General features: G+C 65.2%; 13 protein-coding genes. 12 read left to right on the top strand and 1 reads right to left on the bottom strand.

Going from position 1 to position 12958, the window contains the following annotated elements:
- Positions 1–420 precede the first annotated feature (420 nt).
- Complete coding sequence (locus AC1D2F_RS18680) at positions 421–1002, top strand: alpha/beta hydrolase family protein (protein ID WP_476967400.1); 582 nt, start codon at positions 421–423, stop codon at positions 1000–1002.
- Between the two features lie 80 nt (positions 1003–1082).
- Entirely contained in the window at positions 1083–1478 is a 396-nt protein-coding gene (locus AC1D2F_RS18675; RefSeq protein WP_476884078.1) for a hypothetical protein, read from the top strand.
- A 116-nt stretch (positions 1479–1594) separates the two neighbouring features.
- On the opposite strand, the gene AC1D2F_RS18670 is transcribed toward AC1D2F_RS18675, so the two are convergent.
- Positions 1595–1909, bottom strand: coding sequence for an ArsR/SmtB family transcription factor (locus AC1D2F_RS18670; RefSeq protein WP_476967399.1), 315 nt, complete (start codon positions 1907–1909; stop codon positions 1595–1597).
- Between the two features lie 101 nt (positions 1910–2010).
- On the opposite strand from AC1D2F_RS18670, the gene AC1D2F_RS18665 reads away from it, so the two are divergent.
- Genes AC1D2F_RS18665 through AC1D2F_RS18620 form a run of 10 tightly spaced genes read left to right on the top strand, consistent with a single transcriptional unit; the run spans position 2011 to position 12949 of the window.
- Positions 2011–3087, top strand: coding sequence for a CHAP domain-containing protein (locus AC1D2F_RS18665; protein ID WP_476967398.1), 1077 nt, complete (start codon positions 2011–2013; stop codon positions 3085–3087).
- Positions 3084–3599, top strand: a complete 516-nt coding sequence (locus AC1D2F_RS18660; protein WP_476967397.1) for a hypothetical protein — start codon at positions 3084–3086, stop codon at positions 3597–3599. The genes AC1D2F_RS18665 and AC1D2F_RS18660 overlap by 4 nt, the downstream gene beginning before the upstream one ends.
- Positions 3600–3639: 40 nt before the next feature.
- A complete protein-coding gene (locus AC1D2F_RS18655; protein ID WP_476967396.1) occupies positions 3640–5112 on the top strand; it encodes a MinD/ParA family ATP-binding protein in 1473 nt (490 codons plus the stop codon).
- Positions 5113–5146: 34 nt separating this feature from the next.
- On the top strand, positions 5147–5761 hold the full coding sequence (locus AC1D2F_RS18650) for a DUF6668 family protein (protein WP_476967395.1): 615 nt from the start codon (positions 5147–5149) through the stop codon (positions 5759–5761).
- An 11-nt stretch (positions 5762–5772) separates the two neighbouring features.
- Positions 5773–6042: a hypothetical protein gene (locus AC1D2F_RS18645; protein ID WP_476967394.1), complete on the top strand. Its 270-nt coding sequence runs from the start codon at positions 5773–5775 to the stop codon at positions 6040–6042.
- Positions 6043–6069: 27 nt separating this feature from the next.
- Complete coding sequence (locus AC1D2F_RS18640; RefSeq protein ID WP_476967393.1) at positions 6070–6810, top strand: DUF8175 domain-containg protein; 741 nt, start codon at positions 6070–6072, stop codon at positions 6808–6810.
- Positions 6807–8090: a TrbL/VirB6 family protein gene (locus AC1D2F_RS18635; protein ID WP_476967392.1), complete on the top strand. Its 1284-nt coding sequence runs from the start codon at positions 6807–6809 to the stop codon at positions 8088–8090. Before AC1D2F_RS18640 ends, AC1D2F_RS18635 begins: the two co-directional genes overlap by 4 nt.
- Positions 8077–9585 carry an SCO6880 family protein gene (locus tag AC1D2F_RS18630; RefSeq protein ID WP_476967391.1) on the top strand — a complete coding sequence of 503 codons (1509 nt, stop codon included), beginning with the start codon at positions 8077–8079 and terminating at the stop codon, positions 9583–9585. Before AC1D2F_RS18635 ends, AC1D2F_RS18630 begins: the two co-directional genes overlap by 14 nt.
- Complete coding sequence (locus AC1D2F_RS18625) at positions 9585–11183, top strand: ATP/GTP-binding protein (protein WP_476967390.1); 1599 nt, start codon at positions 9585–9587, stop codon at positions 11181–11183. The genes AC1D2F_RS18630 and AC1D2F_RS18625 overlap by 1 nt, the downstream gene beginning before the upstream one ends.
- On the top strand, positions 11180–12949 hold the full coding sequence (locus AC1D2F_RS18620; protein ID WP_476967389.1) for a type IV secretory system conjugative DNA transfer family protein: 1770 nt from the start codon (positions 11180–11182) through the stop codon (positions 12947–12949). The genes AC1D2F_RS18625 and AC1D2F_RS18620 overlap by 4 nt, the downstream gene beginning before the upstream one ends.
- Positions 12950–12958 lie beyond the last annotated feature (9 nt).

Here is a 12958-nt window from a genome sequence, read left to right as displayed (position 1 = left end):
ACGAGACACACGCTGGCGCCGGGGCAGTTCGGTCTGCAGCTCTCGGCAGGCGGCCCTCCGGCCGTCATCGGTCCGGTCATATCCACCCGTGAAGGAAAAGTCACACGGCGCCTCCTTCATCGGCCTGCGGGCCTGTCCCTGGAGTCCAGGGGACGGTGGAGTGGCATTGTCTCGGTCGATCCATCGTCCGTTGCAGCTGACGTGGTCGAGACTTTTGTCGAGACAGCTCTCGGCCCAGCCCCTGCGTGGTTAATCGACCGGGGAACTGACCGCTGGGCCATCCACGTCCATGGGCAAGGAAGTGCCAGGGCACAGACACTGCGTGGGGTTGAGAGCGCATCGAGCATGGGACTCAGCTCATTGGTCATCTCATATCGGAATGACGGCGAGGGCCCTCGCTCGGGGGACGCTAGATCTCATTTGGGCGAATCGGAATGGCGCGATGTAGAAGCGGCTCTTCGGTTTGTTGCGGAGCGCGGCGGAACTGAATGTGTAGTGTTCGGCTGGTCACTCGGGGCAACGATGGCTCTAAATACCGTGCAGCGGTCGTCGTTGGCAGAGATGATCAAGGGCCTCATTGTGGTTTCGCCGGTATTGGTCTGGGAGGATGTGCTGCGTGCCAACGCCCGCCATCAACGCTGTCCACAAGTCGTTGGCTCACTCATAGCCCGGCTCCTGGCGCTCAGCGCATTCAGCAGACTGGCCGGCCTCGAGGGGCCGTTGGAGGTGCGCGGTGCTGACCGGGCCAGATTCCAGGGCGCCCTGAGCATCCCGGTCCTGATCCTCCACAACAGGAATGACTGGTCTGTTCCTTTTGAAACTTCCGCTCGCTTCGCGCAAACACACAAAGACCGGATAGAACTCGTGGAGTTCGACTGTTCCGGACACACTCAAGAATGGAATTCCGACCCGGTATGGTGGAATCTAGCTGTCCGCCGCTGGTACGAATATTGGTTCCCGCCGGGCCCGGCCGGAGAACAAGCTGCGGCAAACAGCGAATGAAATTGGATGGGGTTGAATTTATGGTTGGCGGTGACAGTCCCCGCGATCGGCTAGAGCGGGCGGAGACCCTTGCTCGCAAGGTGAACCTCCTCCTGGACGTCGTGGTGGCCGAAGGCGGAGAACCCTATGAGTTCGCCGACATCCAGGCAGGCGTGCGCGAAAACGGGTACGAGCTATCTCGAACGCGCTGGTGGCGAATTCGCTCCGGTGAGTCACCCGATGCTGTCCCCAAAGAAGCCCTGGTTGCGATGGCCAAATTCTTCAAAGTGGAACCGGCATACCTGACCGATGAATCCGGTGAACTCCCGGAACGGATTGAGCGGGAGCTGCAACTCCTGAAAAAGATGCGCCGGAACAAGTTGAAGAACATCGCGGCCCGAACTCTCGGCGACATCGACATTAAGACCCTCGAGGCGATCAACGCACTCCTGGACGATGTGGACACCTACGAAAGCAACGACCCCGAACGCGACTGAATCATGGTTGAAACATGTTTCAATCCTGCTATCGTGGACGTGTGCCCACCGCGATAAGTTGTACTACCCCCCAACGAGCACCGGCGTACCGCCGGCCCGCCCCGGGACAGTCGCGATCACATGCCTTCGACGTAGCTGGTGTACTCCTGGGTCAGCTCGCGAACCCGAGCGGATTGAACCATATAGACGACATCCTTGCCGTGGCGCATACCTGCCGGTGGGTCGGTCCGCACCAGACCCGCCTTGGCCAGAAAATCGAGGTGTCGGTTCAGGCTTGGTCGGCTGATATCCAACGAAGCGTGCAGACGCCCGATGGTCGACGGGCCGAGCATCGACAGGCGGCGCAGGATATCTACCCGGGCACGGTTGCCCATAAGACTGATTGCCATCTCAACTTCGGGCGGCATTTTTGGTCGAATCAAGCTTGGCATGGATCCATCTTGCCTGACGCAATGACGAACCAATGCCTCCTTTGCCGACGCACTCTATTACTAAGCAATAGAGTTTGCAGCGGCCTGACTCTGTGGCCCGCATGAAGCCGACGAGACTGCTGATCGGCACTGCGATTATTGTGCCGACGCTCTTCCTGGGTTTGGTTCTGTCGATCGTTCTGCTCTTCGGGCCGATACCTGCTGCGGCCGACTGCGGTCCGGTCGTTTCCGTCGTCATCGACGGCAGCACCAAGGTTGAGGGCTACACCCAGGAGCAGCTCAAGAACGCCGCAGCCATCATGGGCGCCGGAAAGTCGCTGAACTTGTCCGTAAACGGTCAGATGGTCAGCGTGATGGTGGCCCTGGGGGAGTCGGGGTTGCGTGTGCTGGATGCCGGCGACGGTGCCGGTCCGGACTCGCGGGGGTTGTTCCAGCAGCGCGACAACGGCACGTGGGGCTCCTACGCAGACCGCATGAACCCGTCCATCAGCGCAACGAACTTCATCAAGGCCCTGCAGGGCGTGGCCGGCTGGGAGCTGTTGGAACCGACCATTGCCGGTAACAAGGTCCAGCGCAACGCCGACCCGTACCACTACCAGAAGTACTGGCCCGAAGCCGTCAAACTCGTCCAGGCGCTCTCGAACTCGAAGTTTTCCCTGGAAGGCAGCGACTGCGCCATGCCGGGACAATCCGGTGCGGAGGATGACTACCCATGGAAGAACTCCCCGACCTGGTTGCAGGTCGGAGCGACTACAGCCAGCACTTCGCCGCTGGGCATGTACTACCGCGAGTGCGTGGACTTCGCCCTGTGGCGGGTGAACCAGCAGATGGGCTCAACCAGCGCACCGTTCAAGTTCCTCAACGGCACCTTCCGCCCGGACGGGCAGGGCCTCGGCTCGGCCCTGACCTGGAGAGCCGGCTGGGACGCCAAAGGCTGGCCAACCGGCAACACCCCCCGGGTCGGCGCCGTTGTTTGGTACGCGCCCGGTGCCGGGGGAGCGGACCCTAACTTCGGCCACGTCGCCGTGGTCAAGGAAGTCAAGGCCAACGGCACCTACGTCGAAGAGGGCTACAACGGCAACCCTGCCCCGGCGGACCACAGCTACTACACCCGGACAGTGGCAAACACCGTCCCCTCCGCTTTCCTGTACCTGCCCACTCAGGAGGAGAAGAAGTGAAGAAGCCCTTGACTCTGCTCGCCGTGGCGCTGCTCTGTGTTTCCTGCGCACCGGCGGCGAACACGACGCCGACACCGGCGGCATCAACCAGCCAGCCCACGGCTTCCGCTCCGGTCTCACTGAGCGCCAACAGCGGACCCCAGGCGCCAGGGGGAACGGTCCCGGCCACCCTCGGCATCACCTGGGATCAGGCCAGCAAGGACAAAGCGGTGGAAGTCGCCGGGAAGGCAATGGCGGACTTCGCCCGTCCCACGGTGGAGGAAAAGCAGTGGGCCAATCACCTGGCCCGGTGGCTGACTCCGCAGGCGACCGCCGATTACTCGGCAGTGGACCCGTCCAACATCCCGGTCAGCCGCGTCACTGGCCCCGCCACGCTGAGCGTCGATGAAGACAACGGCTTCGGCGTCGTGGCGGCGGTCCCCACCAATGCAGGGACCTACACGGTGCAGCTGCTCCGCACAGGCAAGGACGCCCCGTGGAAGGTCAACCGGCTCACCCCGCCCTCGTCCTAAAACCGCACCGCTCCATCTCACACACGTAAGGAAGAAGCTCATGGGTACTACACCAACCGAAGTCATGGCCTTTCCCAACATCCGGGCCATCGTCCGCGACAACGGCACCGCCGAGGTCGTCGTCGCGGGCAACTCCCGCGTCGTTCCTGCCGGGGATACCGTGCAGGAACTGCGCAACAACGCTCTGGCGCTCATCGTGGGCGAGGCACAGACCCTCCAGCGCCCCGTGCGGGTCCAGATCGAGGACCCCGAAGGCCACGGTGAGCTCATCGTCCACCCGGATAACAAGATCGAATCCGTTTCCTATGACCCCCGGCAGCCCCGCCGTCGGGCAGAAGCCCCCGAAACCACGCCGAAGACAGTCGTCCCGGCGATCATTGAGACCGTCTCCGCACCCGAGCCCGTGGTCACTCCAGCAGAGTCCGCGCCAGTTCCTGCTCCTGCAGCACCGGTGGACGCCCAGCCGTGGCCACCCGCCCCCGTTGCAACCGATACCGTTCCGGTGCCGGCCAACCCGGAACCGCAGACAGCTGTCGTTGCTGAGGAAACAGTGCCGACACAGCGCAGCTTGAAGGAAACCTCGTTCCTGGTCAGCGCGCCGGTGCTGGAACCGGCTATACAGGGCTGGCGGGGAACGCTCACGCGCCTGGGATTGCGGATGGACCCCTCGGAGGAAGAACTCTCGGAGCGGGAGGACATTCGCACGGTCAGCCAGCACTGGCCCGGCCCGCGCACGATTGCGGTGGTGAACCGCAAGGGCGGGGCGAACAAGACACCGACCGTGGTGATGCTCTCGGCTATCCTTGCCCGCTACAGCGGCGCGGCCACGGTCGCGTGGGATAACAACGAGTCCCAAGGCACCCTCGGATGGCGGACGGAAAAGGGCTCCCACGACCGGAGCGTTCTGGACCTGATCGATGCCTCCACCGAATTGCTCTCCCCGTCAACCAACGCGGCCGAAATCGCCAAGTTCGTCCATCACCAAACGGCCGACAAGTTCGATGTCCTGCGCTCGGATGAAAACGAGGAAGGCGATCACGAAGTGACCGCTGAGGAAGTCGATATCGCCCACCAGGTGCTCACCCGCTATTACCGGCTCGTGGTCATGGACTCGGGCAACACTGCCCGGGCCGCGAACTGGCGGCGGATGATCGATCACACCAACCAGCTCATCGTCCCGGTGACAGCCATTGAGGACCGCGCCGAAGCCGCACGGCTGACCCTGCAGACGCTGGAATCCCGCGGCGGGCATGACGCGGAGCTGGCCCGCAACGCCGTTGTCATCGTCTCCGAGTCCACCGACGCCAAGCGCAGCATGAGCGGTGAGGCCCTGAAGCGGGCCAAGGACGAGGCCCAGCGGATCGCTGACGGCTTCGCCCCTTACGTCCGCGCCGTCGTCCGGATTCCATACGACCCGGCCCTGGTCAACGGCCCCATCCGCTATGAAGCCCTCCAGCCAGCCACCCAGCGGGCATGGCTCGCGGCCGCGGCCGCCGTCGCCGCCGGCTTCTAAACCACCCACCAACTGACTTTGAAAGGAGGCAATCGTGCAACAGTCCCTGAACCCCTGGATCACCCGCCCGGCCCCCGCCGACGGCGCGGACACGGCAGCCCCGGATGCGTATGTGCCGCCCGCGGCAGTGATCAGTGCGCCGCTGAGGGGAATGGTTGAACCGGACGCCGCAGACCGTCTGGCCCGCCGCACGGTCTCCGGCTCTGCAGCACTGTGGGTCACCGGCGCCCACGGTGGATCCGGGGAAAGCCGAATCGCTGATCTGATCGGCGGTGCGCGGGTCACCGATCACTGCTGGCCCTTCCTCCAGGACGGCAGCACGCCGCCGGTGCTGCTGGTCTGCCGCGCAGACATGCGCGGCCTGACAGCCGCACAGAGCGCTCTCACCCAGTGGGCATCAGGCGCGGCACCCGAGCTTGATCTGCTCGGCCTCGCCGTCCTGGCGGACGCACCGGGCAAGACTCCCAAACCCTTGCGGGACTTCGCCGCCATCGTCGGCGGGGGAGCCCCACGGCTCTGGACCCTGCCCTGGGTCGAGACCTGGCGGCACGGGGACTCCACCACCCCACCGCCGGCCCGCGAATACCAACGCTTCATCACTGACTTAGCCGCCCTGGCAACCGACCCCACACCAAGCACCACCCACTGAAAGGTCTCACCATGAACTCCTTCTCCGCTCTTGCCGCAAGCGTCATCCCCAACCCGACACCCACCGTCCCGGCACAGGCAGGTGGCCTGCTCACGATCCTGAACTGGGCCTCCGGCATCGGCCTGGTCCTCGGCGTCCTGGGCGTCATCATCGTCGGCATCGGCATGGTCATCCAGCTCCAACGCGGCGAAGGAGCCCAAGCCATCGGCAAGCTCGGCTGGGTCCTGATGGGCTGCATCATCATCACCGGCTCCGCCGGCATCGTCCGCGCCTTCGTCTAAGCCAGCACCAACAACGGGAGGTTCACCATGAGCCAGTCAACAGAGAGCACCACCGAAAGCAATCCGTTCACCAAACCCGGTTTCATCACTGCTGCCGCGCTGGTGGTCGCGCTGATAGCAGCAGCCGTCGTCATCTTCCTGCTCCCCAAAGGACAGGACACCGCCCAACCGGCACCGGCCCCGGCGAAATCCAGCAACTCAGCTACAGCCAGCACCAGCGCTTCGGCGACCGCAGGACAGAGTATCTGTGGCCTGCCCGCCTCGTCGGAGTCATCGCTGGGAGCGGCCCCCAAGACGAAGTGGGAACTCGTCGGAACAATGGCCGCACCAACCGACCCGAAAATAGGCCCGGGAAAGACGGACGATCAGGGCATCCGGTCCTGCTTCGCCCACACTCCGACAGGAGCGCTTTACGCGGCGGTGAACCTTTGGGCGCTGGGCATCGACCCCTCCAAAGAACGGGCTATCGCAGAGCAGCTTGCAGCCAAAGGACCTGGCCGTGACGCAGGGATGAAGACACCCCCGACCGCGGCCCCGGCCTCGGCGGTGAAAGTCCAGATAGCGGGCTTCAATGTCTCATACACGGCAAACCAAGCAGTTGTGGAACTGGCATTCAAGGCGGACAACGGAGCGCTTGCTTCGGTGCGGACGACTCTGCTTTGGCAGGACGGGGATTGGAAGGGCGTTGTTGCCGATAACGGCGCACCCTTGGAAGAACCACGGCAAGTCCGTGACCTTTCCGGATTCATCCTCTGGAGCGGAGCATGAGGCCTACCTGGAACCCCGTGGGGGACTGGTTTTCAGGGCTCGCTGATGACGCTATGGGCAACATGGCGAAGGCCATCATGGAGGGCATGAGCCAGATGGTGACGACTCTGTCGACTTTCTGGGTGTCCATGCCCACGGTGAACCTTGCCAGTGCGGACGGAGCGACGCCGAGCCCCGTCGTCTCCATGGTGAACAGCGAATTGATGGCCTGGACTCTGACGCTCGCGGTCCTCGCCGTCATTCTCGGTGGCGTCCGGATGATTTGGGAACAACGCGGAGCACCGCTGAAAGACCTGCTGCGATCCCTCGTCACGCTCACACTTGTCAGTGGCTTGGGTCTGGGTGTCATCTCCATTCTGGTGATCGCTGCCGATGCTTTCTCGGCAGCCATCATCGACCGATCCACGGACGGTAAGGGCTTTGCTGAGTCGATGAGCCTCCTGGTCGTGTCTGGCCAGACGGGGGTGGGCGTGTTCATTCTCATCGTTCTGGGATTGATCGGTCTGATTGCCGCCCTCGTCCAGGTCGTCTTGATGGTGGTCCGCAGCGGCATGTTGGTGATCCTGGCGGGCATCCTGCCCACCACCGCGGCCTTCACCAACACCGAGATGGGCAGGCAGTGGTTCCAGAAAGCTGTTGGCTGGACTATCGCGTTCATCCTCTACAAACCTGCGGCAGCCATCGTGTACTCGGTCGCATTCCTCCTCATGGGCAACAACAGCGGGAAGGACGGCCTGATCGGGTCCATCACTGGCTTCACGTTGATGCTCGTCGCTCTGTTCGCTTTGCCGGCGCTGATGCGCTTCGTGACGCCGATGGTCGGTGCCGTCGCCTCCGGCGGGGGAGCGGGAGCTGGAGCTGCCGTTGGGGCCATGGCCACAGGCGCTGTGTCCATGGGCCGCAGCGGCAGCGGTAAGGGCAATGCCGCCCCGACACCGGCGAGCACGCAAAGCAACCAGTCAGGGGCATCTCCGAAGGGCAGCAATGGAGCGCCTGGCCCGAAGGGAAACGGCGGCCAGCCGACCCCCGGGGCTACCGGCCCGGGTGGGGCCACCAGTGCCGCCACAGCCGGCGCAGCAGGCACCACCGGCTCCGGGGCAGGAGCTGCCGCCGGCAGCGCAGGCGCCGCGTCGGGTGCGGCGAAGGCCGCAGGTCCGGCTGGGATGGCCGTCGCCGCAGGAGTACAAGCAGCGTCCAGGGTTTCTCAGGCCGCACAACAGACCGCGCAGGATTCAACCGGCCAATCAGAAACAGTGGAGGGCCCCAGTGGCAGCAATTAATACCGAATACAAGGAACCGTCCTACGGCAACTGGCGCGTCCCGCGTTCTGCCGGGTTGGGCAACCTCGGCGCTATCGGCACCGGCATTGTCATGGCCGGGTTGTTGCTTGGCATCATCAGCTTCGCCATCTGGGGCCTGTTCCCGGGCCTTGCTGTCCTGGCCGTGGCCGGGGCGGCCGCCCTGTTGCTGACGGTCAAGGACAAGCACGGCCAGTCCGTTGTCGACCGTTCCGGAACCCGGATGAGCTTCCGGCTCTCCAGGTCCTCCGGAACGAACCTCTACCGTTCCGGCCCCCTCGGTGTGACGGCCTGGGGCATGTACCAGCTGCCCGGCCTGGCCGCGAAGTCGACCCTGTACGAATTCACCGACTCCTACAAGCGCCCGTTCGCGCTGCTGCATGTGCCGGCCACCAGCCACTACACCGTGATTTTCTCCACCGAACCCGACGGCGCGTCCCTGGTGGACCCGGAACAGGTCGATGCGTGGGTCGCGAACTGGGGCGGCTGGCTCGCCGGCCTCGGGGACGAAGCGGGCCTGGACGCCGCCGCCGTGACGGTCGAGACCGCACCGGACTCCGGCTACCGGCTCCGCAATGAGGTCATGATGAACATCGACCCGAATGCCCCGGATTTTGCCAGGAACGTGCTCAACGAGGTCGTACAGACGTACCCGGAAGGTTCGGCCACGGTCCGGGCCTGGGTGTCCCTGTCGTTTAACGCCTCCCTGCGGGCGGGATCGAAGAAGCGCACACCGGAGGATGTGGCCCGTGACCTCGCGTCCCGGATCCCCGGTCTGTCGGCCCGGCTGCAGTCCACCGGCGCCGGGATCGCCCGTCCGATGTCAGCGCAGGAACTCTGCGAGGTCGTCCGGATCGCCTACGATCCTCCCGCGGCCCTGATCATTGATGAAGCGCACGCCGCCGGCTCGCCGGTGTCCCTGACCTGGGGCGAAGTCGGACCCTCCGCGACGCAGGCCAGCTGGGATGACTACCGGCACGACAGCGCCTTCTCAGTCTCCTGGACCATGACCGGTGCCCCGCGCGGGTCGGTGAACTCCTCGGTCCTGTCCCGGCTGCTGGCCCCGCACGGGGACATCGACCGGAAGCGGATCTCGCTGCTGTACCGCCCGATGGATTCGGCCCGTGCCGCCGCCGTGGTGGAGCGGGACCAAAACAACGCCAACGTCCGCATCACCTCCGGGACCCGGCCCTCCGCCCGGGCCCTGGTCGATGCCCGCTCCGCCGCGCAGACCGCCCAGGAAGAAGCCCAGGGCGCCGGGCTGGTGAACTTCGGCATGGTCGTCACGGCCACCGTGACCGACAAGGACCGCCTCGCCGATGCCGTGGCCGCCGTGGAACAGACCTCCGGGACCGCCCGGGTGCTGCTGCGCCGGGCCTACGGCGCGCAGGACACCGCGTTCGCGGCGTCCCTGCCCCTGGGGCTGGTCCTTCCCAAGCACAGCATGGTGCCGTCCGAGATTAAGGATGCCCTGTAATGGCCCGCATGAATCTCTTCACCCGACCAACCAAAGCGGCTGGAGCACCGGCCAAAGATGCGCCGAAGAAGAAGGCTGAGAAGGAACCGCGCCAGCCCGGGCCGGCTGCCCGGGGCTGGACCGGACGCGGCGGCGGCATGGCCGCCCTCGTCCCGTCGGTGAAGGAATACCGGGGAACCACGGTCCAGGTCTGCGGGCTGTGGCCGTTTTCCTCCGGGGCGTCCTCGCCCATGATCGGCGTCCCGCTCGGACGCCATGAGGAAACCCAGGCCACGGTCTGCTGTGACCCGATCAGCTGGTTCCAGCGGGCACGCCTGATTTCCAATCCGTCCGCGTTCATCCTGGGCAAGCCGGGGCTGGGAAAGTCCACCGTGGTGCGCCGGATGTTCATTGGTCTCTCCGCTCAACGTGTCCACCCTCTGATCCTGGGGGACTTGAAAGGCGAGCACGTCAAAGCGGTCCAGGCTCTCGGCGGACAGGTCATCAAGCTCGGCCGCGGCGTCGGCTACCTGAACATCCTCGACCCCGGCCAGGCCGTCGAAGCCGCGCAGCTGCTCGAAGACAACGGCCACCATGAGGACGCCGCCCGGGTCCGCGCCGACGCGCACGGCCGCCGCCTGACCATGGTCGTCTCCCTGATCACGATCAGCCGGAACAACCCGCCCACCGATCAGGAACAAACCATCCTGGACCGGGCCCTGCGGGTCCTCGATGACCGCTTCGACGGTGTCCCGGTCCTCAAAGACCTGCTGGACGTGATCATCTCCGCACCCGATGAGCTGCGGCAGGTCGCATTGGACCGCGGCGACATGACCGTCTACCTGCAGGAAACCCGCGCTTTGGAAGCAACCCTGTTGGGCCTGACCGGAGGCGGGAAGCTGGGAGAAATCTTCTCCCGCCACACCACGAACCCCATGATGCGCGACCGCGCCGTGGTCTTCGATGTCTCCAGCATTGACGAGACCGAAACCGACCTCCAGGCAGCAATTCTGCTCGCGTGCTGGTCCTACGGCTTCGGCACCGTCAACGTCGCCAACGCCCTCGCGGACGCCGGGCTGGAACCGCGCCGGAACTACTTCGTGGTCCTGGATGAACTGTGGCGGGCACTGCGCGCCGGTAAAGGCATGGTGGACCGGGTGGACGCCCTGACCCGGCTCAACCGCTCCGTGGGCGTCGGGCAGATCATGATTTCCCACACCATGTCCGACCTGCTGGCACTGCCGGCGGAAGAGGACCGGATGAAGGCCCGCGGATTCGTGGAACGCTCCGGCATGGTCATCTGCGGAGGCCTCCCGGCCTCCGAAATGCCCTTGCTGACCTCGGCCATTCCGCTCTCCCGCCAGGAACAGCAAAAGCTCATCTCCTGGCAGGACCCGCCCGCGTGGGACTCCCGCGGCCTCGACGTCGAACCTCCCGGACGCGGGAAGTTCCTGATCAAGGTCGGCGGCCGCCCCGGGATCCCGGTCCTGGTGGGCCTAACGTCATTGGAGCAAGGCCCGGATGGAGTCAACGACACCGAAGGGAAGTGGCATGACACCCCGGAAACCCTCCTCGAGCCAACGACCCCTGACCTACCCCTTGAAGGAGGCACGCTGTGAGCGCACCGAACCGTAAAGGAATGGGCCTCGGCGATGCCCTGCTGGTCTGGTTCGCCATCGGCTTCATCGTCATCTTCGGCGGCGGGACCTACGCGGCCGCCCACCTCGGGTCCTGGATGGCCGGCATGAAAGCACCGCCCGCACAACCGATTGATCTGATCGCCGGACTGGTCAAGGGCCGGGTGCCGTGGCCCGTCCAGTCCACCGTCGCGGCCGCCGTCATGGCCGGCGTGGTCCTGGCCCTGGCCATCGTCGTGCTGGTGGCCTGGAAGAAGGGTGCGTCCAAGCGTGCCCGCGTCGATAAGGCGGCCCGGTACCTGGGGCGCGGGAAATCCCTGGCCGCGTTCTCCAAGAAGGGCGCGAAAGCCACGGCCGGGCGCCTAGGCGTGACAGACACCCCGGGCATCGTCGTCGGCAAGGTGGTCTCCACCGGCCAGAAGTTCATTCAGTCCTGGGAAGACCTCAGTCTTGATATCTGGGGTCCCCGTACCGGTAAGTCGACCTCCCGGGTCATGCCCGCCATCCTGGACGCACCCGGGGCTGTGGTCTCCACCTCGAACAAGCGTGACGTGGTGGACGGCACCCGTGGCGTCCGCGAGGCAACCGGCCCTGTGTGGGTGTTCGATCCGCAGAAGATCGCGCAGGAGGAACCGGACTGGTGGTGGAACCCGCTCTCCTACGTCACCGACGAAGAGAAGGCGTTCAAGCTCACCCAGCACTTTTCGGTCGGTTCACGGGTCCCGGGATCCAAGCCGGATGCCTACTTCGACCCCAAAGCCGAAGACATCCTCTCCTCGTACTTCCTCGCGGCCGCGCTCGGCGGGCTTCCCATTACGCAGGTGTACCTGTGGGTGACGGAGCAAGTCAGCCAGGAGCCCATCGAAATCCTGAAAGAGCACGACTACGAGCTGCAGTACAAGGGCCTGGAGTCCACGCTGAAACTTGCCGACAAGCAGCGCGACGGGATCTTCGGCACCGCCGAGAAGATGATCCAGTGCCTCAAGAGCAGGAACACGCTGCGCTGGGTCGCCCCGACAGGCGGCGCGACGGTAGCCACGGACGCGCGCCGGCAGTTCAACCCTCACACGTTCGCTGCCTCGCAGGAGACGATCTACATCCTCTCCAAGGAAGGGGCCGGCTCCGCTGCCCCGCTCACCACAGCGTTGACGGTGGCGATCGCCGAGGCGATGGAGGAACGGGCCGAACGCAGCGGCGGCCGCCTGCCCAAGCCTGCGCTGTTCGCGCTGGACGAGTTGGCCAACGTGGTCCGCTGGGCGTCCCTGCCGGATCAGTTCAGCCACTACGGCTCCAAGGGCCTGATCGTCATGGGCATCCTGCAGTCCTGGTCCCAGGGCGTCGAACTGTGGGGCGAGGCGAACATGCGGAAAATCTGGTCGGCCGCGAACATCAAAGTCTACGGCGGGGGCGTCGCCGAGGAAGGCTTCCTCCGGGCACTCTCGGACCTGATCGGGGACTACAGCTACACCAACGTCTCTCTCTCCTCCGGCAAGTCCGGCTCCAGCCGCTCCCGGCAGGAAGGCAAGGAACGCATCTTCGATGTCTCCAACCTCGCGGAACTCGACCGTGGCCGCGCCGTGGTCCTCGCATCCGGGGCGCCGGCCACGCTGGTCCGCACCATGCCCTGGTACACCGGCCCGCACAAAGACGCTGTAGAGGCATCCGTCAAGAAGTACAGCCCTCGGCCGGAGCAAGAAGAAGTGCCCCTCGCTGCAGCAGCTGCCGCCAATCCCTGGGTCACCGGGTAGGAGGTTCTG

The sequence above is a fragment of the Arthrobacter sp. P1_B3 genome, from assembly GCF_056406615.1.
The sequence above is the reverse complement of the archived record's forward strand: the minus strand, read 5'-3'. Positions and strand labels throughout refer to the sequence as shown.

Coding starts and splice junctions, on each gene's coding strand:
- AC1D2F_RS18625 (WP_476967390.1), top strand. CDS start 9,585: ATGGCCCGCATGAATCTCTTCACCCGACCAACCAAAGCGGCTGGAGCA.
- AC1D2F_RS18640 (WP_476967393.1), top strand. CDS start 6,070: ATGAGCCAGTCAACAGAGAGCACCACCGAAAGCAATCCGTTCACCAAA.
- AC1D2F_RS18655 (WP_476967396.1), top strand. CDS start 3,640: ATGGGTACTACACCAACCGAAGTCATGGCCTTTCCCAACATCCGGGCC.
- AC1D2F_RS18665 (WP_476967398.1), top strand. CDS start 2,011: ATGAAGCCGACGAGACTGCTGATCGGCACTGCGATTATTGTGCCGACG.
- AC1D2F_RS18635 (WP_476967392.1), top strand. CDS start 6,807: ATGAGGCCTACCTGGAACCCCGTGGGGGACTGGTTTTCAGGGCTCGCT.
- AC1D2F_RS18670 (WP_476967399.1), bottom strand. CDS start 1,909: ATGCCAAGCTTGATTCGACCAAAAATGCCGCCCGAAGTTGAGATGGCA.
- AC1D2F_RS18645 (WP_476967394.1), top strand. CDS start 5,773: ATGAACTCCTTCTCCGCTCTTGCCGCAAGCGTCATCCCCAACCCGACA.